Source organism: Vulcanisaeta distributa DSM 14429, assembly GCF_000148385.1.
Classification (GTDB): domain Archaea; phylum Thermoproteota; class Thermoprotei; order Thermoproteales; family Thermocladiaceae; genus Vulcanisaeta; species Vulcanisaeta distributa.
On record NC_014537.1, the window covers coordinates 102,028 to 121,750 of the forward strand.

At 44.7% G+C, this 19,723-nt stretch carries 24 protein-coding genes and 2 tRNA genes; 9 read left to right on the forward strand and 17 right to left on the reverse strand.

Going from position 1 to position 19,723, the window contains the following annotated elements; translation table 11 throughout:
• The first annotated feature begins 1 nt into the window (after position 1).
• Positions 2-358, forward strand: coding sequence for a hypothetical protein (locus tag VDIS_RS00515; protein ID WP_013335241.1), 357 nt, complete (start codon positions 2-4; stop codon positions 356-358).
• Between the two features lie 344 nt (positions 359-702).
• Positions 703-969 (forward strand): PaREP1 family protein, encoded by a 267-nt coding sequence (locus VDIS_RS00520; RefSeq protein ID WP_281041786.1) that lies wholly within the window; start codon positions 703-705, stop codon positions 967-969.
• 332 nt (positions 970-1,301) lie between these two features.
• Here the strand turns inward: VDIS_RS00520 and VDIS_RS00525 are convergent.
• Positions 1,302-1,390: transfer RNA gene (locus VDIS_RS00525), tRNA-Ser, on the reverse strand.
• A gap of 104 nt (positions 1,391-1,494) precedes the next feature.
• On the opposite strand from VDIS_RS00525, the gene VDIS_RS00530 reads away from it, so the two are divergent.
• Positions 1,495-1,797 carry an ATP synthase subunit c family protein gene (locus VDIS_RS00530; RefSeq protein ID WP_013335242.1) on the forward strand — a complete coding sequence of 101 codons (303 nt, stop codon included), beginning with the start codon at positions 1,495-1,497 and terminating at the stop codon, positions 1,795-1,797.
• A gap of 46 nt (positions 1,798-1,843) precedes the next feature.
• On the opposite strand, the gene VDIS_RS00535 is transcribed toward VDIS_RS00530, so the two are convergent.
• On the reverse strand, positions 1,844-3,166 hold the full coding sequence (locus tag VDIS_RS00535; RefSeq protein WP_013335243.1) for a M20/M25/M40 family metallo-hydrolase: 1,323 nt from the start codon (positions 3,164-3,166) through the stop codon (positions 1,844-1,846).
• 6 nt (positions 3,167-3,172) lie between these two features.
• Entirely contained in the window at positions 3,173-3,922 is a 750-nt protein-coding gene (locus VDIS_RS00540) for an RAD55 family ATPase (protein ID WP_148678369.1), read from the reverse strand.
• Positions 3,923-4,414: 492 nt separating this feature from the next.
• On the opposite strand from VDIS_RS00540, the gene VDIS_RS00545 reads away from it, so the two are divergent.
• Entirely contained in the window at positions 4,415-5,119 is a 705-nt protein-coding gene (locus tag VDIS_RS00545) for a hypothetical protein (protein ID WP_013335245.1), read from the forward strand.
• A gap of 128 nt (positions 5,120-5,247) precedes the next feature.
• Here the strand turns inward: VDIS_RS00545 and VDIS_RS00550 are convergent, their stop codons facing one another.
• Entirely contained in the window at positions 5,248-6,087 is an 840-nt protein-coding gene (locus VDIS_RS00550; RefSeq protein WP_148678141.1) for a hypothetical protein, read from the reverse strand.
• Positions 6,088-6,737: 650 nt separating this feature from the next.
• On the opposite strand from VDIS_RS00550, the gene VDIS_RS00560 reads away from it, so the two are divergent.
• Entirely contained in the window at positions 6,738-7,214 is a 477-nt protein-coding gene (locus tag VDIS_RS00560) for a hypothetical protein (RefSeq protein WP_171804825.1), read from the forward strand.
• A 14-nt stretch (positions 7,215-7,228) separates the two neighbouring features.
• A complete protein-coding gene (locus VDIS_RS00565) occupies positions 7,229-7,522 on the forward strand; it encodes a hypothetical protein (protein WP_013335249.1) in 294 nt (97 codons plus the stop codon).
• A gap of 233 nt (positions 7,523-7,755) precedes the next feature.
• Here the strand turns inward: VDIS_RS00565 and VDIS_RS00570 are convergent, their stop codons facing one another.
• From VDIS_RS00570 to VDIS_RS00580, 3 genes are all read right to left on the reverse strand, one after another.
• Positions 7,756-8,451: a hypothetical protein gene (locus tag VDIS_RS00570; protein WP_013335250.1), complete on the reverse strand. Its 696-nt coding sequence runs from the start codon at positions 8,449-8,451 to the stop codon at positions 7,756-7,758.
• 80 nt (positions 8,452-8,531) lie between these two features.
• Positions 8,532-8,912 carry a hypothetical protein gene (locus tag VDIS_RS00575; RefSeq protein WP_013335251.1) on the reverse strand — a complete coding sequence of 127 codons (381 nt, stop codon included), beginning with the start codon at positions 8,910-8,912 and terminating at the stop codon, positions 8,532-8,534.
• A gap of 437 nt (positions 8,913-9,349) precedes the next feature.
• Entirely contained in the window at positions 9,350-9,628 is a 279-nt protein-coding gene (locus tag VDIS_RS00580) for a hypothetical protein (RefSeq protein WP_013335252.1), read from the reverse strand.
• Between the two features lie 84 nt (positions 9,629-9,712).
• On the opposite strand from VDIS_RS00580, the gene VDIS_RS00585 reads away from it, so the two are divergent.
• Positions 9,713-9,901 carry a hypothetical protein gene (locus tag VDIS_RS00585; protein WP_013335253.1) on the forward strand — a complete coding sequence of 63 codons (189 nt, stop codon included), beginning with the start codon at positions 9,713-9,715 and terminating at the stop codon, positions 9,899-9,901.
• A 351-nt stretch (positions 9,902-10,252) separates the two neighbouring features.
• On the opposite strand, the gene VDIS_RS00590 is transcribed toward VDIS_RS00585, so the two are convergent.
• Positions 10,253-11,362 carry an argonaute/piwi family protein gene (locus VDIS_RS00590; RefSeq protein ID WP_013335254.1) on the reverse strand — a complete coding sequence of 370 codons (1,110 nt, stop codon included), beginning with the start codon at positions 11,360-11,362 and terminating at the stop codon, positions 10,253-10,255.
• Positions 11,363-11,472: 110 nt separating this feature from the next.
• Positions 11,473-12,198 (reverse strand): hypothetical protein, encoded by a 726-nt coding sequence (locus VDIS_RS00595; RefSeq protein ID WP_013335255.1) that lies wholly within the window; start codon positions 12,196-12,198, stop codon positions 11,473-11,475.
• A 191-nt stretch (positions 12,199-12,389) separates the two neighbouring features.
• Here VDIS_RS00595 and VDIS_RS00600 point away from each other — a divergent pair, with 191 nt between their 5' ends.
• On the forward strand, positions 12,390-12,584 hold the full coding sequence (locus tag VDIS_RS00600) for a hypothetical protein (protein ID WP_013335256.1): 195 nt from the start codon (positions 12,390-12,392) through the stop codon (positions 12,582-12,584).
• A 9-nt stretch (positions 12,585-12,593) separates the two neighbouring features.
• On the opposite strand, the gene VDIS_RS00605 is transcribed toward VDIS_RS00600, so the two are convergent.
• From VDIS_RS00605 to VDIS_RS00615, 3 genes are all read right to left on the reverse strand, one after another.
• Positions 12,594-13,343, reverse strand: coding sequence for a 3'-5' exonuclease family protein (locus VDIS_RS00605; protein ID WP_013335257.1), 750 nt, complete (start codon positions 13,341-13,343; stop codon positions 12,594-12,596).
• A 1-nt stretch (position 13,344) separates the two neighbouring features.
• Positions 13,345-14,514: an HNH endonuclease family protein gene (locus VDIS_RS00610; protein WP_013335258.1), complete on the reverse strand. Its 1,170-nt coding sequence runs from the start codon at positions 14,512-14,514 to the stop codon at positions 13,345-13,347.
• 88 nt (positions 14,515-14,602) lie between these two features.
• Positions 14,603-14,833: a hypothetical protein gene (locus tag VDIS_RS00615; RefSeq protein WP_013335259.1), complete on the reverse strand. Its 231-nt coding sequence runs from the start codon at positions 14,831-14,833 to the stop codon at positions 14,603-14,605.
• Between the two features lie 141 nt (positions 14,834-14,974).
• Between VDIS_RS00615 and VDIS_RS00620 the strand changes: the two genes are divergently transcribed.
• The gene (locus VDIS_RS00620) at positions 14,975-15,670 is read left to right on the forward strand and encodes a class I SAM-dependent methyltransferase (protein WP_013335260.1); all 696 of its coding nucleotides are present in this window, start codon (positions 14,975-14,977) and stop codon (positions 15,668-15,670) included.
• A 78-nt stretch (positions 15,671-15,748) separates the two neighbouring features.
• Here VDIS_RS00620 and VDIS_RS12760 read toward each other — a convergent pair whose 3' ends face one another.
• The 5 genes from VDIS_RS12760 to VDIS_RS00640 all read right to left on the reverse strand — a co-directional run bounded on the left by VDIS_RS12760 (position 15,749) and on the right by VDIS_RS00640 (position 19,722).
• Positions 15,749-15,910: a hypothetical protein gene (locus VDIS_RS12760; protein ID WP_171804827.1), complete on the reverse strand. Its 162-nt coding sequence runs from the start codon at positions 15,908-15,910 to the stop codon at positions 15,749-15,751.
• Between the two features lie 169 nt (positions 15,911-16,079).
• Complete coding sequence (locus tag VDIS_RS00630; RefSeq protein ID WP_216086135.1) at positions 16,080-16,319, reverse strand: hypothetical protein; 240 nt, start codon at positions 16,317-16,319, stop codon at positions 16,080-16,082.
• 171 nt (positions 16,320-16,490) lie between these two features.
• Positions 16,491-16,588, reverse strand: a tRNA-Ile gene (locus tag VDIS_RS00635).
• A gap of 156 nt (positions 16,589-16,744) precedes the next feature.
• On the reverse strand, positions 16,745-16,918 hold the full coding sequence (locus VDIS_RS12765) for a hypothetical protein (protein WP_013335263.1): 174 nt from the start codon (positions 16,916-16,918) through the stop codon (positions 16,745-16,747).
• A 284-nt stretch (positions 16,919-17,202) separates the two neighbouring features.
• Positions 17,203-19,722 carry a hypothetical protein gene (locus tag VDIS_RS00640; protein WP_013335264.1) on the reverse strand — a complete coding sequence of 840 codons (2,520 nt, stop codon included), beginning with the start codon at positions 19,720-19,722 and terminating at the stop codon, positions 17,203-17,205.
• Position 19,723: the final 1 nt, after the last annotated feature.

Sequence of the window (19,723 nt, forward strand, 5' to 3'; positions counted from 1 at the left end):
TATGAAGGGTAGATGTAGGATTAAGCGTGCTGATTGCCGGCTCATTGACTTAGACGAGTATGTTGATAACATTACTGGTCATGGTGATAAGCCACCCCACGCGGATTACGCATTAATATGCGGTGGTAGAGTTATCATAGTTGAGGAGGTCGACGGCAAGGCCGAGCTCAGAGATGGCAGGAAGGTTGAAGAGAGTGAAAAACTGCTCAGGGAGCGCGGTGAAATTACCGTGCAAAACGTGCTTAAAGTTGTTCACGCTAGGGCTGGGGCCGACTCAATGGTTGCGAGGGTCTTCCGTAGTGCTAAAATTTTCCTGGTAACCTGTTGCGATAAATTAAGTGAGATAGTCCGGGAGTAAATAGCGTAATTAGCAATACCCTATTTACGGCATTAATGATTACCTCCTTGGCTTCCCGCGGGATTCTGGCTCTATGAATGACATTACTTTACTAATACTAAATTCGCCCTACTAATCTTGATACTTACTCATGACGTAGTATCCCTTACGTAATTCCTGGGTTTCACATTGATGAGGCATTTAACGGCGATATTTAAACCATGCACCTTATTGCGCTTTAAGGTCGTAGCGTTAAGCTATGACGAATAATATGAATTCATCCCATTAAGTAGTGGCGTTGTGGATCCCAGCGGTTAAGGCTGAGTAAACCGTGGTCAAATGCCGAGGAGTATAGGAGGGGGCGCATGTTGGAGACTAGGTATGAGACCGAGCTTGCATTGAGGTTCCTTGAGGCTGGTCTGTATAGGAATACCGCTGGTAAGGCGTTTCAGGCATGGAAGGCCTTGTTGGCTACGTTGGCCATTAGCTATGCCGATGAACTAGCCAGGAGGTTTAAGGGGTTAGAAGGACTAGGGATGGTAAGAGGGTTAGTTTGTCGGACTTCTAGTGGCGTTCATGCTCACGGACTACATGCTGGCCGTGGCCAAGGCCCTGGAACAAATAACGGATAAGCCCCTCGTCGACTTAACAAACACTGCAATAAATTTGCATGAATTTCAATACAATGGACTTGACGAGGCCGGGTATTTAGTAGATAGCCAACCATAGACCTGGTCATAGGCGACATTAAGAGGGTGGTTAATGTGGTTCAGCAAATCCTAAGATCAATACAGGCGTAGCGCTAAGCAAGAAACTTAGGTAGCCCTGAACCACGGCTCACCCTCCTTTACGAAGAACTTCCTAACCTCCTTAGCAACCCATTAACATCGTTTATCAACACCCTACACTTTAATTGATAGTATTAGCACGTATGTCATGGGCATAAACCCTGACTTAATAACCGTGGTGCCGGGGCCGGGATTTGAACCCGGGCCCCCTTGCGGGGACGGACTTAGCAGGCCCGCGCCTTGGACCTGGCTCGGCCACCCCGGCGTTTTCTTGGTTGGTTTTGTTTGTTTTAAGTTTTTTGTGTTGCGGGGCTCGTGGTTTCTTTTCTGGAATAAAATTTTAATAATGTATTATGTATTGATTCGTCGATGGTGGGTAGGAGGTTTGTTAGGGCCTTGGTAATAGCGGTGTTGGTGCTTAGTCTTGCAGCTTTAGTTGTTCATGCGCAGGCGAGTGATCAGGCGCAGGTCATGGCTGCCAGGGCTTTAGCGGCTGGTATTGGATTTGGACTTGCAGCCCTCGGCGCTGGCATTGGTATCGGCATTGCTGGTGCCGCCTCGGTAAGCGCCTTAGTTGAGAGGAGGGAGTTATTCGCGCTTTACTTAGTATTCGTCGCGTTGGCAGAGGCAATTGCAATCTATGGTCTCGTAGTCCTCTTCATACTATACTAATCCAGGGTCCTAAGAAATAATTAACGTCAAAAATTACTGTTTTTAATTATGAAGAAATTAATCGCCTAACCAATAATGAGTAAAACCTAGCCGTGGTCTCAAGGGACTTTATGCTTACGTACTCATTCGGTCCATGGGCATTACCACCCACTGGCCCGAAGTCTATGGTCTCAATACCAAGCGGTGAGAAGTACCTGGCATCACTCGCGCCGGCCATCTCCACTACCCTAGCCTCAAGACCAAGCTCAGTAAGCACCTCACTGGCTAGCTTAACGAGCCTTGAGTCACGTGGAGTGTATAGGTATCCCCCACCGCCCTCACCCTCAACCCTAACCTCAACCCCCTGGAAATCCTCCCTCAACGCATCACCCATCGCCTCCTCAATAGCCTTCGCATCGTCAGTCATGGCCCTAACATTAATCACAAACTCATGGTAATCACCAACAACCCTATAGACGTTGGGCGTGGCTGTGATACCATAAACGCTCTGCGCCTTAATCCTGGGCACGAACCTAGTCAACGGTAGTAGGGCCTTAACTAGCCTCGTTAGCCCCACATCAACCTCTTGCTGTGGGCAGTCACTGCAGGGCTTAATCACGTCAGCCTCAACCCAGGTCGGCGTAACATTACTTTTAACAAAGCCACCCCTAAGGTTAGCCACGTAAGCATTGTTGAGCCATACGTATTGTGAGAGGGCAATGACTGGGTGTGTATCAACACCGCCAATGAAGTACGCGGCGTGGTATGGAGGCGTGACCTTATAATCAAGTTGAAACCTAATGGTCTCCCTACGCCCATTAACCACGGCCCTCTCAACCCTGGACCTGATCCTAGCATTGAATATTGCCCTCCTCCTATTTATAATGACCATTAACTGACCATCAGCATTAACCACATAGTTCGGCCTAAGGCCATTACCCAATAGGTAATCCCTAACTACCCTAGCCCCATTCTCACCTCCAACCTCCTCATCAGTAGTGAACGCAACAATTACCGTGCCCTTACCAATACTCACTAAGTCCTCCAAGGCTTTAAGCACGGCAGCCACATTACCCTTATCATCAAGCGCGCCACGACCATACGCAAGGTCACCCTCAACCGTCAACCTAAGCGGGTCATACCTCCACTCACTGCGTACAAACGGAACAACATCGAGGTGTGCCATGAGTAGTACGCGGGGCTCACCAGAACCAATGACACCAACCACACTCCTATACCCATGACTAACCAAAACCCTGGTCTTTACGCCAAGCCCATTCAACACACCCTCGACAAAATCAACAACGCCAGGGTCGGGCATCCTACCATTGTCCGGGTCATTCACTGTATCGAACTCTACGAGAACCTCGAGCAGTTTAAGTAGGTCCATGGGTCACTAACCACCCTGCACCTGAATTCCTAGGCTCTCCAGGGTATTCTTCAGAATATTCCTTATCTCATTAATGTCCACGGGGACTATCGTGCCCTTAGCCGTGGTGAAGTAATACCAATTCATTGAGTGCGACACACCCTTCATCCTCTTAACCCTCATCCTCCTGACCGGTATTCCCAGGTTCGCCATATTCTCATCAAACTCCATCTCAATCACGCCATCAAACACATACTCAATACTATTGAGTAGGTTGTCAATGTCCTCCGTGGTCACGTGGGCCACTATGAACGTTATCATGTTGTAAAGCCTCGATAAAGACTTAAACTGCTTAAGCATGGCAATCAAACCCCTCGGATCAATGTTAATGAGGAGGTCATTGATTGAGTCAATGATCAGACCACGGGCATTTCTCGAATAAACAGCCTGACTAACCTTACTAATTAATTGCCCAGGATCAAGTTCGGTGATTACGTCGATAACGTTTGCCGCCTTAACCCTACGCTGGTCACTGAGTGTGAAGCCATCAATTATGAAGAGTCTATTACTGAATTCCTTCAGGTCATTAATCACGGACTCAGGATTATCATCAAAGGACACGTAAATAAGCGGGTAATTACTGAGGATACTCTTCGCAAGCAACTTAACGAGGAGCGTCTTACCCATACCCAAATCCCCGCGGATCAGGACTAGGTAGCCGAAGGGAAAGCCCGTGGGCAGTAAATCCTCCAAAACCTGGCACTTAAGGAAGTCCATAACAACCAAGGAATAAGCCAGAACAAAATAATTAAGCATTACCACCTGGTATGTCTTACTTTTACTAGTACTTATTAAGTATTAGGGAGGTTGAGGAGCACGCCAATGATACTCAATACATAATAAACCTAGTAAGGAATGCATTTGCTCAGGAATTAGCGTTGGTACATAAGTGGCTTGGCATTAGTATACCCAGCCATGCGCCATTCACATACTCACTAACCATTAGGAGAGTAAGTAAAAGGGCGAGAATGGCGATTTAACGGCAATGATTAATTAACAAAATTAAGAAGAGCGTTGCGGAGCATCCGACGAGTAGGTCATTCAATGATGGGTCTTAATATTCTAAACGCACCTAGACAGGGCTCATGACCAGTACTAATTTCACCAGAGCCATTGCACGAGGAATGCCGTAACATCCACTGTCATAATCACCGGCGATAATAAATCATTTTAATTTTCCATGCGTAGAGTAATCTCAGTGCTTTGGTTATGTTTCGGGGTTTTGGCAGGGCTGTTTTAATTATCTCGTTATTCCTAATTGTTTATTACCTCATTTATTCCCTGTCGCTTATTTACCTCAAACCCTACATCCATTACTACCTCTCGGTAGCGAGCACCCACACCAGGGTGTTTAATTTCGCAGTCCTCATAATATTCCTAACATCACCATTCAACGCCTACGAAGCCGTAATAATTCACGTAGACCCAACGACCTACTTCCTAATGAGCGTTCTCCTACCAACAACATTAATGCTCGTATTCCTAACCCTCTACAACCATGTTGTGAATAGGCTTGGTGTAAGGCCCGTGATCCCAATCACGGGCTTTACAGTATTCACTATTGCTGCATCACTCACCGACTCCTGGGTAGTGTCACTGGGTAGGTGGTTGGTTCTTGGGGCGCCGAGTATAGGAACCTCCGTGTACTCCATATTCCAACTAACCGCCACAATGTACATAGTGGTTACCCTAATAATCCAGGTAATTAAGATCACACGCTCAGTGGGGTTTAGGCATGAAATTAAGTCACGACTCATCACGATATACGCACTAATCACGATCATAATAATACTCGTAATAACCGCAGTATACTACGTACTCATGAAATACGCACCAATAGCGAACACAAACCACGCAGTGGGACTAATCATAGCCACACTACTCATTTACGCGTATCACAAATTTCATCACTAATTAATACGATGCTAATACCCGAAATAGATTGATGGAGCTAACAGTGAAGGATTAAGGAGGGATTTAGGCAGTCTCATAAGGTTGTCATGATGATGGATTATGTAGAACTGGCTTTGTTAAATTGTGCCTTATTTAACCTCCTGGATGCTTGTGCTTTTCCAGTCATCGCCTATCGTTAGCCTCAGCCTAACCGGCTCGGCCCTAGCATTCTCACAAGTCACCTGGACCTCAACCTCGTAAGTACACTTGGTCAGGCAGTCCTGAACCCTATTGAGACAGCCAAGCAGGAACACGTCCGGCCTCGCAAACCACGCATATGGTGGTGAACCACCGCATACGGTTGCCATATTTAGGTTATTGGCGTAAAATGGCTTACTACCATTGTCGAGGGGCATTACGATTAGGTTGAATATCCTAACATCATTGGGATTAATATCAACCCTATCCCTATTGCCCGCCCAAACCAGGTCAACCCAGTCATTGTAATCAGGACTTAAGCTACACCCAGCGGAACCACTTAATGAAGCCCTAACCTGCGCCACGCAATTCTTAGCAGCGCCACGGCCAATATTCCTAACACGAAGCCTAAGGTAACCGACAGCATTCTGTTGGGCAGGACGATTGGTGCCGCAGAGATCTGGGAACGTGTTAAGGATGGGCTTGTCCTGCACGATCTCAATACGCAGATCAGGCGATGTTGAGACTGCTCTGAAGTACTCCTGAAGACCAATAGCCATTAAAGTACCACCACTACCAACAATGGGACCCGCAGGGGTGACGTAGGAACTACCTGGAGTAAACAGCATCACGAAGCCCATGATCAGCAGAAACACGCCAAAGTCGGAAATAATAGCATGCCAAACATTGCCATCATAAGATAACCACATGGCAAGAATTAATATAACTATGCCCACTATAATGAATGCAGCCTTCACTAATGAGATCATTACTAAGTCTATCAAACTCATATGAGATCCATTACCGTAAACCGTAACGAAACTCGAAATGAGTCCAAAACCCATAAAAATACCGCTAATTGCAGAATAAAATATTGTTAAAAAGGAATAATTTATTACCACGTGGTGAAATAAGTTTATGAGCACTCCAATACACACTTATAAGATATATATTGATGAAAATAATTAAAACAATAATAGCTGCGAAAACGGACCTGAATGAGGATGGAAGAGGTAATTGTACTATCGTAATACTTATACCTATACTTATAACCGATAAAAGCAATATGAATGCGAATAATATTGTAAATACTAATAGTAATATTGTAAAAATCCAATCTGGTATTCTTAGGCGTCTTCTTAACTGCTGCATTTTGTAGGAGCGCAGTCTCCTCTTTTTAAGGATTTTAAACGCCCTATTTAGTGCTTATGTAACGCTTCAAAAGGAGCACGAGGTTGAGGTTGTTAGGCACTGTAATGCTTCGTTTCCATGCCTCGAACTTGAGGTTAGGGTTTCATGGCCTTACGTTGACGCTCAGCTGCAGGTACCGATTGGTGGCGTTTTGATGTGGGATGATGAGATTCTTGGTCAAGTCGCTTTTAAAAGCATCACATATATGCCTGGTAATGCATTAATGATCAGCAATGTCCTCAAAAATGCCATGTCTAGCGCTCGAATTACTGGTTTCGTACAATTGAGCCAACAAGCCATTGATCGTATTGAGGAGCTAAGGATGAGGAGTAATGGCGACATTACCATGAAGTTAAGCCCAAGCTTTGTATCCTTCTTCACCGATTATAATAGGGGCGATACCGTGAAGGTTGTGCATACTGAGGGAAGTCAGGACTCATTTGTGGCTTTAAAGATGGCGTCCTCATTACTTAGCGGATCTGTTACAACCATTACGTGCAACGTGAATGTGAATGGTTACAAGTGGGTCAGTGAGTTTTTACCCAAGCTCATAGGCTCCGGCTACCTAGTTATTGAGTTGCCGTTATTACCAATGCCCAGTGACCTTGGTAAGGAGTTTAATGAGCACGTAATTGCGGTTGTTGAATCATTGAGGATAGCTAGGGATGAGCTTCATAAAAACCTAGATAAGGGCTCAGCACTAACATCGATTAAAACGCCTTACTAAACCCATGCAATGCGTTGGGGGTCATTGGCAAAAGGCTCGGCATAGACATGGGCAGTGGAGAGAGCAGTAAGGATAGGCTCAGAAAGTTAATACCGGGCATAGTCAGGAATGGGAAACTCGCAGAGTTAATAATCGAATCGATCACGAGGATTAAGAGTATAGCCACTGTAGGTCCGGAACCAACACAACCGCACTACAGGCCAGGCTCCGAACCACTAACGCCAATCGAGGTCAATGACATAATAGGAATAACAACGTACATAACCAATATATTATTAACGGAAATAAAGAACCTAGGACGGATTTAACAAAATCCGTAAATGAATGTACACAGCATGAGCATTATCATATTTAAAACAATGCCTACGTATGTACCTAAACCTATATCAGTCAGCATGGTAATTCCACTTATAAAATAGGTCATGCTGTTAATTCTGGCGATTGCTATTTCGTTCAGCTTCGTATTCCCTTACCCTAATAAGCATGAGGTAGCACTCGTTCCAAGCGGTAGTCTCTAGTTGTATTACGTAGTTTAACCACTTCATAGTTCGAGACATTCAATACCGTACTTCCTACGCAGTACCTCCCTTATACCCCTCACATGATCCTTACCAAAGACTATGAGGACCCTCGCCCCAGACTTAATGAGCTCAGCAGCAACTTCAGCAGCCCTCTCATTCCTTAGCATGAGCGTTTTATCGGCTAAAAATCTTATTGGCATAGCCATAAGCAGAATTGAGAGTAGAACTAGAAGTGATAATGCTAGATAGATTATTCTTATTAAGTTTCCATGAGGTGTGATCATTAATAAGGCAATCAATACAAGGGGTAGGAGAATGGATACTCCTAGAATGATCCAGCTGGGCTTGACGTAATCATCAAGCCTTATTAACAATCGTGTTAATGCGTAGTCTCCCCACACGTATTTTACATGCTTCCCAAAGGTAGCTTCAACACTCTCGACATCACTTCCAACACTGAATTTGCCCCTCCTTATTAATTGATAGAACCCATAGAGTAACGCAAGGAGCTTATTCGTGAATCTGAAGTGCAGCTTGAAGGCGATTACTAATGGTAGGTATCTCATGTTCCTTAATAGCCAGCCTAGGGTTATGTCATCCCTAACACCCTCGTACACAACATGCGTTATGCATGGCATAATCCTCAACAGGCTCTCCCCATTAACCGGCATCACATGTACAGTACCAACTATGTAGCAATCACCACACCCACTCATCGATCTATTGGACGTATACTGCGGTATAAAAATCAAGCCAGCAAGAAAAACAATATTATTTTAGTTGGTTTATGCCAGGACTACGTCATGCCTAGGTAATTCCTTAGGTGTTCCTTGACTAGTTCACACATTACCAATGCAACCCTGTATGGCAGTCCATTAATGTCCTTGGGGTCGCACCTTAATGGTCCCTCATATGCTAATTCCTCAATTGATGCCAAATCCACGAACACCCTAACGTACCTGCCCAAGTCCTCGAATCTAACGTTGATGAATGGTACTCCATACCTCCTCAATTCATTATTAACCCAGTCATCAACGCGCGTCTTACCATCCCTGATTAATTGACACACCCTGGAGAGTACGTAATCCCTAACACTAATTGTTAACCTACCCGCGTCAAAGCCCATGGACCTAAGCTCATCGGCGCACAAGGCCAGGTCACCCTTACTAATCGCCATACTGCAAATTCAATTCCACAAGAAATTTAACCCTTTCTATTGCATTAAGGCATCATCGGCAATATAGGAACAAAAACTCTGGGGAAACCCCATGCAATGCATCCTGCCGTTAATGAGAATGCTGGGTTGATACTGATCTTAATTACAGTACTATGCACATGAAACGCCAGCAGTAAGGGCTTTAACCAAGGAATCAGTGAAAGTGACAACGGCCATCCAGCTTCACCACTTAGGTGTGTTTAGGTTAATTATTATGGGCGTTTATGAACCTTTTACAGTCATTCTCATTACGTATTAGGTATACGAGGAATAATACAGGCTTACCCTCTTTATCCCTCAATTCCTTACCCTCTAACTTCTCGATATCCTTTACATTCCATTAACCCTTTTAGTAATACCCCTGCTACCCTCAAAGTCGTAGTTTGTGGGTATTGCCTTCAACTCGCAGTGGTATTCTTTACCGCCTTGCACCTTGAACCATGGTCACGCCTCCCTCCTTTATTGCCGTACTGCCTCTCGACCTCGTACTCCCCAACACCCATTGACGTCAGTGCATCAATAATCGCGTACCTAAGGAAGCCCTCATCACTATGCCTGGCATGAATTAGGCGAGTTAAGTAACCAGTCCTACTCTCAAACCCCACAAGCCTACCAATAACATCAAGCAACCCATCAAGAAACGACCCCTCACTAAATGAAGAGCTAAACCCAACCATTAACTAGTCATTGGTGAGGCAGTAATTACGCATTACCCATCAATGAGTGATGAAGTTATAAACAGACTTTCTACGAATTAAGTAATGCCCACCTGGCTTTACCACCTCGATGAGTTTAGGCTGGTCAGTGATTACGACTTCAATTACACGATTAATGAACTAATAGGTATTGCCCTGAGTAAGGCCGAGGAGCTGAGCATCAAGCCAACCACAGTATGCCACCTAGAACTTAACAACCTTTCAGTGTGCAGGGCTTTAAGATTTACTGGTTGATATCTGGCATGTTCGTGAATCACGCATTTGTGATAATCGATAATCACTTGTTGAGCGTGCTATGTACATTGTTAGGGTTATTCATCAGCACAATATTGGGCGGGGTTGCAAAGTCCAGGGATTACCTAAACATCCCTTAATGATTAATTGCAATAGTATTTTGCCAACGAATCAACAAAGGAGTGCTGTGCATCGCCTTAGATACTAAAACTAGACTTTTCACACCTAGCTTAGTATTGGTCATTTAATAGTGAATCATTTAAGCTGTGACTCGCAATATATACATTAACGTTGTTGATTATATTGGATTAATTTGTTTACCGTAATCTGCATCCGTTTCGTGACTTATTCCTAGCTCTGGCACTTGAGGTTGTTTAGTGTCTTGAGTAGTTGGTTATAGTCTCCACCTTTTATTATACATTGTACCGTGCTTTCTAGTTGGTTCAATTTATTAACCGTTATGCATAGATTGAACCTTAATGGCCTTCTAGACCCCTCACCATGCACCGTAATCTCAAACACAAATTCAATATCCTTAGTGAGTATAAGGCATGCCCTGTATGGTCTTACTGATGGATCGCTTGGTCCTCCACCGCCATACTCACTGTAGGGCATTATCAAGTACTTGTCATCACTCAGTTTCACGTAGTCAAATATTAACAGCCTATTCCTCTGCCCAGGGGAGATCGACGTTATGTGTTGATAATCAGTAAAGAACCAGGGTAATGGTAAGTCCTTTAAGATATCAAGAAACTCTTTAACAATATTGGTCAGGAAACTATTAGATTTCTTATTAGATTTCTCATTAGATTTCTCGATCTTCTCGGCATCAAGTAGTTTCTCGGTGAGTTTCTTCTTACTTATGACCTTACTACGTAACCTGATACTAGGCCTTACCACGATCCTCTCGGGCAATGCCCAGGGAAGTGATTCACCAACTACATGGGGGTTAACCCTATTGGCGAGGTAATTTTGGCAATTAGGTGATTCAAGTATTTCCTTAATATGATTATACTTTTTTATATATTCATCAAATTTATTTCTGTGTAATAGGACGTCGCCGAGGTGGTATTTTTCTTCGTTTCCTTTCTTAACCTTAATCGTCAATGATGCCTTAGCGTCTCTAATTATTGCATTGCCATCATTTATTATCATTGCTGAGATTCTACGCGTCGGATCAAAAACCTCAACATCAAGCCCAGGATCAACCTCACCGCCAATACCTAGGGACAACCTTAAGGTGCTCGTTGACGCATAGTATTTAACCAGGTCATTACTTAGCACCGCAATTACCGAGATTAAGGCACCAATTATTGGGCCTGACACCTGTAGTATGTATTGGTGGTACTTCAATACGGGTTTATAAAGCGGCCCTAAAACAATTTGCGCAGGCACTATGAGAAGTAGGACTATGGCAAGCGATACAATGGCAATCACCAACAAAACAACACTACCCCTCAAACATGCCCACCCGAGAAGAAAATCTTACGCCATGACTTAATAAACCCATTTTTCAAAAGTAAAGGCAATACAAGGTTCACTAGGTATTAATATCCACTGCCTTATTCATTTTACTTTTCCTTCAATTTTGAAAAATACTCTTTACATACTTTTACTGGAATGGCAGTACATAAGGTTGTCAGTATGAATATTACTAGGATCATTATTAAGGTTATGAATAATAGGATCATGAATATCGCAATGAAACTTAGTAGGGCTGTTTGGGCCCAGTATGGTAGTTGGGGCATGTTTGATGGTAGGCTTGTTATGTTTCCTAGTACTTGTTGCGTGCTTGATTGTTGGGCTGTTGCGGTCATTACTACTAATATTACTGCCATGATTGCGATGAATAGTATTACCTGGAGGTAATAAGCCCTAGTGCCCCTACCCACTAAGCTCTCAAAATGCGCTTCAGATTTGCTCACGATTTTGTGGGCTTCCTCAGTCTCGTATGGGACATTTACATTGGCGCACTTCTGTTCTATTTCCTCAATGCACTTAGCTCTCTCCACCTGGAAGTACCTAATCTTTATTGATAGTGCCATCATTGTAAGCACAAATATCAACAGAATGAATAGTAACCCCAACTTCAGCATTATTGTTCCTGGACCTAGACCAGTTAGGTAGTGGTAAATCAGCGTTAGGACAACACCAACAACTGTCGCAGTGCCGAAGGGTATCTGCCAAAGCAAATTATCGTAATGCCTCCAATCCTCAACCAACCTCTCATAAACACGCATACCAAGCTCGTCGCATTTAAAGTGCTCGATACGGCAATGTCTCAGCTCCTCACCCACAGGTTAAGGCTCTAAACTAACTTTTTAAACATCAGTCAGACATAGAACTAATTCAGGATGCTTTAGACTTTGCCTGGCCTCCCATTAATTGTAGTCCTTGGATAGGTCAGATTTATTGGCTTTGTTTTCGTGGTTCCATTGTTGAGGTTAAGACTGGTATTGAGTCCTCGGAGAGGGGTAGGCCTGAGTACGTGGTTGAGCAGTTGAGACACTATAGGGAGTTCCTACAGCCGAGGCACATGGCCCTTGCAATACTGACGAGTCCAACCACGGCAATACCAAAGACCGAGCTAAGGCAGTTGGGGGTTGAAGTATTCCAGGAAATCACAAACACAAAAATTCAAGATGAATTCAAAAATTACATAATAAGCGCATTGAAAGAATGAGCAAGGTGATTACTTTTTCATTATACTTATTAGTTCACTCATTAAGCATTTCTTAATGTTTATCTTCGAGACTAATACTTTATATAGTATTGATAATTGGTTTAAGTCGTGGGTGAGTCTGTCCTTAATGTATTTACCCAGCTCATTCCTGTCATTATCGCTTAGCCTACCTCTAAACTCTCCCTTGATCTTTCTGCACATCTTGAGCATCGACTTCTTACTTTCTTCTCCCTCATTATGGCTGGCTACTACGCCCTCCTTAAGGCACCTGCTCGCCGCATTTACGACTTCTTCTAGGTTGATTTTCGTCCTCGGGAATATTATCGATTTGATGAAGTCGTAAAGGTCTAAGTAAATTAGATGCGGTTTAATCCCGATTAGCTCGAGCGCTTCATCAATGTTTTTCATTAATCCTTGCCTATAAAGCCTATTGGCTAATACTGGCAAGTCGAAGGACCTAATGTTCCAACCAATAACGAGGACCGAATACCCCGACCCACGAGCCTTCTCGTTAGTCTTTTCAACGTCCTCCTTAGCACGTCTTAAGTATTCATCGACCTTTCCAAGGAAGGTGTTGAGGATCTTCCCTTCACAATCACTAATGCTATTGCACTCATAATCCGATACCGTGACTATGTAATTATCATAGCATTTACCGTCTTTACCGCACTCCCTAAATCCAAATCCGATAACTTCATCATTGATGGATGGAGTATCGCCGGCGGGGCAGGTCTCGATATCGAAGAGTAGGAATACCATATTAATCACCCTTACCAACATTGGCAATGTATATGTATGGCTTTAGCCCTGTCGTGCCTCGGTAAATACTCTTGTTCGTGAATAGTTCGGGTTTGAAGTATGCCTTTGTCCTTATGCCATACCTTATGAGTACCTCGTTAATTACGTTGGCGACATTAATCACGACGTTTAGCGCTAGGAATGATGGTACGTAGAATATCAGGGGTATTCCGCCCTCATTATCCCTAGGGTTAAATAACGTCTTTGATTCGTAGTGTAAGTCTCTCCTTATTAACTCATTGATTATTTCTATGAATACCTTGCCGTAAATGTCCCTCCTCCTTATAAACACCATCCATTTACCACCAATCACGGGCACATACAGCATATCATCATCTAGACGACCCATAAGCAGCAATCGCCTAACCTCATTCTGGTTAATTAGGAAGAGGAGTTCGTCCTTCAACACCGTAATTCCCGCCTTTTCCAGTCTTTCCTCAACAGTACTTATTAATCGGTCGTAATCCTCAACATCCTTCAACAACTGCAGCGTTTCCTGCAACGCCTTTTCACAAACACCGCCAGTGTTTAGGCAGTGAAACCAGCCATCCCATCGGGAACAATGCATGCTTAACATGGTGTTCATTAACTCCTCAACCTTAACCCTCAAGTCACTTGGCAACCCAATATCATTATTAATCCTAACGACCCAATTAACCCCATTCAGGGTATGCCATACCCCGAAGACCTCCCTAACAATCCTCCTGGCAGTACTTACGTCAACACCATTAACACGGGCTAGGTGATTAATTGCCGCCTCACTTAACCCATGAACCTTCGCATAACCCTGATGCTTAGCCAGGTGGCAGTTGCGGCATAACCTCCTTAGGTGGGTAATCACGGCAATACCCTCATTACCCTTAACCACGTAGTCCCACTCCTCATCAATCTCAGCGCCAGGCGCACCACAAACCTCACATGGGCCGTTCCTATTGAGTGAAAACCACCAATCCCTAACCCTCCTAACAGCATCACCACAGCCACTGCACATCGCATCAGCAATGTATGGGCTCATATTCGCAATATTCGCCAAGCTAATACCCCATAGAGGGCTCGGCACAAGCCTAGGGCACAACCTAGTCAACTCACCGCAGGCACTAACGTACACATCACCCAAATCACTAGGCAACATTAAACCCACACAAGAATTCACGCAGAATTTAATAAGCCCTTCCAAAATTAAGAAGCAGCGTGCTTACCTGTACAACATGGCACGTTTTCTAAGTAATCCTCAACCTTAGCCTCTCGGTGGGAATTAAATCAGCAATCCTCTTGTACCTGAAGTGGATGGTTATTGGTATGGGTTCCTCGGCATCAAACCTCCTCAAGTCGTTAATGGGTATCTGCGGGTTTGTGGGGGTAGCCGATGCGCTTATGTAACGTGTCGGTACGAAGCCCTCGATTACGTAGACCCCACCAACCCACCTAATCACCAGGTATGCGCAATCCATCACGCAAACCACAACACCAGAACTAAAATACCCAACCACACAATCAAGTTACCGAGGCGTTACAGCAATTCGGTAATTGGGGTTTGCTGGGTGGGTAATCTATTAAAACCCACTTATTAAATTATTAATAAGTGGGTTATTGTGTTTGAGGCTGGTAGGTATGATTCTTGGTTTCTTAGGAATAATTACGTGCTTGAGTCCGAGGTTTTGCTTCTGAAGTACATGCTTGAGCCTGGCCCGGGTAGGGCTTTGAGTGTTGGTTGTGGCTCTGGGCTTTTCGAGTTTATTCTCAGGACTAGGTATGGGATTGTTATTAGTGATTGTGTTGAGCCTAGCCCAGCAATGGCTGAGGTTGCCAGGGCTAGGGGGCTTAATGTTAGGATTGGTTATGCCGAGGAGCTACCCTTCGAGGACTCCACCTTCGACACAGTGATACTCAATGGCGTGCTGGACTACGTTAAGGATGATGTTAAGGCAGTTAGGGAGGCCTACAGGGTGTTGAGGCCTGGTGGACACATTGTGGTTGCCGACGTGATTGCCGAGGGCTCCTACGGACTACTCTACAGGCTTGCCGAGCTCCTCGGCTCGTGGGATGACCCGTACATAGCCAGGGTTAGGCCTTTGAACCCATACCCAATTGAGTATGTTAGGCAGGCCAGGTGGCACACGGTTGATGAGATTAGGAGATTGCTCGAGGATGCTGGCTTCATAATTGTTAAGGTTGCGCAAACACTGACTAGGCACCCGAGGTACTCGAATGAGTCCGTTGAATACCCAATTGACGGCTATGATAGGGGTGATTACGTGGCATTCAAGGGCTGGAAGCCAGGCCCGTGATGAGGACTTGTAAGGGATGAGGCGTGGTTAATCCCATTAAAGCAAGCCCATTTAATACGAAACCAAGGCCCCCAGCGACTAGAGTGCCCTTGGCCTCCTTGCCCTGATTACCCTGACCTTTACCCCATCAACCTCGCTTGGCACCTTAACCCTCCTCTTGGCGAGGGATTCGTCGAGGTATAGTATGACTTCACCATTGTCAATGCCAACACCCCAGAAGCCTGTATCGCCAGATAGCACGAACTCACCCAAACAACACATCCCTAACCCTCCTAAGCCCATCCTCACTCAACACATTCATTAGTTGTTACCCCCGCCTTAAAAGTGATTACTTAATTCCACAACCACATGCCTCAACCCACAATGCGCATAATGTCACTATTAAGCGCTTGATCACATTATTAACACACTAATCCCTCGTTAGTAGTTCGATCATGTACCTCATCGTCTTGCCTAGTGTTGCTTCTACTTCGTTTATCTCATCCCTACACGCATACCTAACCTTGACTGTCTTTGGCTTCTCGCTCGTTATTACGTAGGTCACGCGATACCTCGGCTTAAGTAGGTCATTATTCAATACCCTTACCTGCCTAATCACCCTGACCTCCCTATCAAGCACCTCGACGTGGTAGTCACCATCGCACTCCATATAGACCGGCTGCATCAACTTTGAGTATACTCGATGCAGGATTACCGCCGCGATGTGGGTGCATATGGATACAGGGGCAATCCTAGAAAGGCTCAGAAACGCGGGCTACAACGTAAAACTAACTAAAATGCGCTAAACCAAAGCCCATGGGTCAAAACAAAAAACAATCAATGGTGGGCCCGCCGGGATTCGAACCCGGGACCTCCCGGTTATGAGCCTTACGCGGGGCCTTCGCCCCAGGGCGCTCTACCTGGCTAAGCTACGGGCCCTAATGAAAGTGGTTTTATGGCAAATTTAAGCTTTTCGTCTCGGGAATCATTATGGGGTATAGTAATGGAACTTATGACATCCTGTTCTTGGATCATTATGTGTATAGCCTTGATTTTCTCGTGATGAATCCTTACATGAAATACCTAATTAATTAATTACGATTTTAATTCCAAGACCTCGCCATCGACAGTATTCGCAATCTTCAACTCAAAGTCCAGGTTTACCAGTATCTCCCACAGCCTATCAAGAGCTTCATTGCAGGATATCCTGCCCATCCTCGCCTTACCAATTATTACTAGGGCCTCGTCAATAGCCTTTGCCGGGCTCATAATTGAAAGCCATGATTAACCATCGGGTTTTAGGTTTGATCGCCCTGTTCCTAGAAGGAGATTTTCTTTCAACTTGTTATTTTAAATGAACAGTAGTGTTTTTGAGCACTTAACACAATTCATTAATCCAGTGATGACTCATTGCAGTACTGACCAATGAAGAGACTGACCTGCCCTGATAAGCAACATAGTCAAATTAAAACCACCAATCAGCAAAGCCGTACTCATCAATTTATCAGTCACCTCCTCTCTCCTCACTTAGGCAAGTATATATCAAGCGCCTTTTAAGTCCTTATCGAACCTACAACGCGGAGAAGCTCCTTAACAACCCACGCCTTTACAGCCACATTCCCCTCATCCGTCACTACCACTACGTCGACGTAATCACCAACCTTAATTACCTCCTCAGGCTTAACCACGGTATCATTAATCAATATCCTAACATTAACCAAGGAACCACGCCTACCCACTAACTCCCTCAGGGCCTCATCAACTATTAACGTGGCCAACTCCCTATCAATCAACCTAAGCACACCAAACCTAGCACTAATCATCGCCAATGCATCCAGCGGCCTATTCAGCGAGTGCCAAACCTCATCCACTGCATTAACCACGTACTTATCAACACCCCTAATGACTGACCTAAGGGCCAGGAAAAACGCAATACTTGGGTTTAAGTGCTTTCTTAGGGATTGGTAAGCCCTAGAGGCATCACTAACCTTTAAGCCCACGTATTTACCCAGTACGTTAATTCCCTGACGAAGCAGTGGGTTTGTAAGTGAGTAGGGTCTGAGGACTAGGCTTGGCGATAGCACAGTACTAATCACGGACCTCAACGCTGTTCTTAATGACTCCCTCTCAATCGTCGATACCCTCCTCATTAGGTATTCCCTAGATAGTGATACGCCGTAAAGCGCTGGCAATAATACATGGGGCGCAACGGCTATTCTCGGTAAATTTCTAACAGCCCAATACCCAGCCCTTAATGCATGCCTAACGTACCTATACCTTAAAATCTCATGAACCCTCCTCAACCTCACATGCCTCCTTACGGAATCACCCTGCTTAACGCGGCCCTTAACGCCCTTAGATATTAATGGACTCACAACGGCAATCACATCCTCATAGTGCACATTGGGCCTTATCTTAACAATACTCATTAAATCAAGCCAACGCCTGATCCTTGGGGTCATGGCCGCTAAACCAATAATGCCCAGAAATAGTGCTGAATAGTATGTCGTGTTTATCAGCAGCCCTATTAACGTGCCTAAATTAAATGGATTTAACTCAGCGTTTTTAATTATCATTAGTGAGTCATTAAGCCAGGTAATGTATGAGCCATTCCACAACGCATAGTAATTAAGCCTATACGGCTTAATACCAATAATCACAATACTAATCACCGTCTCATTACAAGTGCCGCGGCACGTGAGGGACGCCGTAACCCTAAAACTCCTTAACTCATTAATTGCACTTGTGTAATTACCCAAGCCACCGCATGACTCATTAACTATGCCAAGTATCGCACTAACCACCTGCTGTGGCACGGTGGTTCCCTGGTAAATAATTGATGGGTTAAGCACCTGCTCAAGGTCTTGGCAAAAGAGTTCGTGGTTTCTAATAATGCTGTTGATCCAGGACTGTGGGACTATGTTTGTTGGCGTGCCCTGTACCGTTGAGTACGTTATTGAGCAGTTACCCCCTATGGGATTAATGGGCCTTACTAGCACCTGCGATGCGTATGCAATTACCGTAATATTACCACTACAGGGCGTTGTTACGTTTATGACTGCGTAACCATCATTCACGTTAACCCCAGCATTACCAATGCCATTCCACTCATAATTGAATAAGGCCACTAATGAGTCGCCATTAAATACTGCGATTAACGGTAACCTAATGAACACAGTCCTATTATTAAACCCAGGGCTTATGGCTATTAGGTAATTCACGTTAAACCTCATGAATAGGGCCACCACGCAATTAACCTTGTAAAGTATTGGTTGTATCCTCAACGTGTAAATTGGTAGGGCTATTAAACCCACACCATTGGGTAGACCAACAACCTCGCTGTATGTAAAACCATAGCCATTAATGCACAGGACCGACGGTACTGACCTACCCAACTCATCAACCACCTCAATATTTATGAAACCCACGTTAGTCGGGACAACACTCATCGTGCTAGGCATACTTATTACCGGTGATGAATACGTGGTGTTTATACCCAGGGGTAGCGCAACGCCAAGGATTAGGTAAATCGCGACTGGGATAGCCACCGTACTCCTAACCCTAGGTATAACAAGGAGGGGTGCCATGTACGGCATGAACAGCCTAAGCACTCCGCCGATGAGCACGGCATACTTAGTGAGCCACAACGCAGCAACAAGTGTTGAGAGGACACGAACAACATAATTAATTACCAGAGTTACTAGGTGCTCAATGACATCGATGACGAGAATGATCGAGCCGAGGCCCGACCCAGTGACTACATACATTGCGGCCTCGGCTATGGGTAGACCCACGTTAACGACCACCGAAAGGACTGCGTCAGCCATACCCAATGAGCCTATCAAGCCATTGTAAGCACTCAACAACCCATCGATTGTATTTATCGCAGTGTTGGTTGAGTATAGGCTACTGGGTATTAAGCCGTAGAAATTAGTGACCAGGGCAAGGGCTATGGCATACCAAACAAGGTCCTCAACATCAACCCTAAACTCCCTACCCCTAATCACGGCATTAAGCGCCCTAACCAATAATGAACCAACCATCACAACTACAACGAGAGTCAGACCCAACATG

Coding starts and splice junctions, on each gene's coding strand:
- VDIS_RS00605 (WP_013335257.1), bottom strand. CDS start 13,343: ATGGTATTCCTACTCTTCGATATCGAGACCTGCCCCGCCGGCGATACT.
- VDIS_RS00535 (WP_013335243.1), bottom strand. CDS start 3,166: ATGGACCTACTTAAACTGCTCGAGGTTCTCGTAGAGTTCGATACAGTG.
- VDIS_RS00545 (WP_013335245.1), top strand. CDS start 4,415: ATGTTTCGGGGTTTTGGCAGGGCTGTTTTAATTATCTCGTTATTCCTA.
- VDIS_RS00630 (WP_216086135.1), bottom strand. CDS start 16,319: ATGGAGTGCGATGGTGACTACCACGTCGAGGTGCTTGATAGGGAGGTC.
- VDIS_RS00585 (WP_013335253.1), top strand. CDS start 9,713: ATGCCCACCTGGCTTTACCACCTCGATGAGTTTAGGCTGGTCAGTGAT.
- VDIS_RS00640 (WP_013335264.1), bottom strand. CDS start 19,722: ATGTTGGGTCTGACTCTCGTTGTAGTTGTGATGGTTGGTTCATTATTG.
- VDIS_RS00515 (WP_013335241.1), top strand. CDS start 2: ATGAAGGGTAGATGTAGGATTAAGCGTGCTGATTGCCGGCTCATTGAC.
- VDIS_RS00550 (WP_148678141.1), bottom strand. CDS start 6,087: ATGAGTTTGATAGACTTAGTAATGATCTCATTAGTGAAGGCTGCATTC.
- VDIS_RS00530 (WP_013335242.1), top strand. CDS start 1,495: ATGGTGGGTAGGAGGTTTGTTAGGGCCTTGGTAATAGCGGTGTTGGTG.
- VDIS_RS00540 (WP_148678369.1), bottom strand. CDS start 3,922: ATGGACTTCCTTAAGTGCCAGGTTTTGGAGGATTTACTGCCCACGGGC.
- VDIS_RS00575 (WP_013335251.1), bottom strand. CDS start 8,912: ATGGCGATTAGTAAGGGTGACCTGGCCTTGTGCGCCGATGAGCTTAGG.
- VDIS_RS00560 (WP_171804825.1), top strand. CDS start 6,738: ATGTCTAGCGCTCGAATTACTGGTTTCGTACAATTGAGCCAACAAGCC.
- VDIS_RS00615 (WP_013335259.1), bottom strand. CDS start 14,833: ATGGATTGCGCATACCTGGTGATTAGGTGGGTTGGTGGGGTCTACGTA.
- VDIS_RS00580 (WP_013335252.1), bottom strand. CDS start 9,628: ATGGTTGGGTTTAGCTCTTCATTTAGTGAGGGGTCGTTTCTTGATGGG.
- VDIS_RS12765 (WP_013335263.1), bottom strand. CDS start 16,918: ATGAGCCCGGCAAAGGCTATTGACGAGGCCCTAGTAATAATTGGTAAG.
- VDIS_RS00520 (WP_281041786.1), top strand. CDS start 703: ATGTTGGAGACTAGGTATGAGACCGAGCTTGCATTGAGGTTCCTTGAG.
- VDIS_RS00570 (WP_013335250.1), bottom strand. CDS start 8,451: ATGAGTGGGTGTGGTGATTGCTACATAGTTGGTACTGTACATGTGATG.
- VDIS_RS00610 (WP_013335258.1), bottom strand. CDS start 14,514: ATGTTGCCTAGTGATTTGGGTGATGTGTACGTTAGTGCCTGCGGTGAG.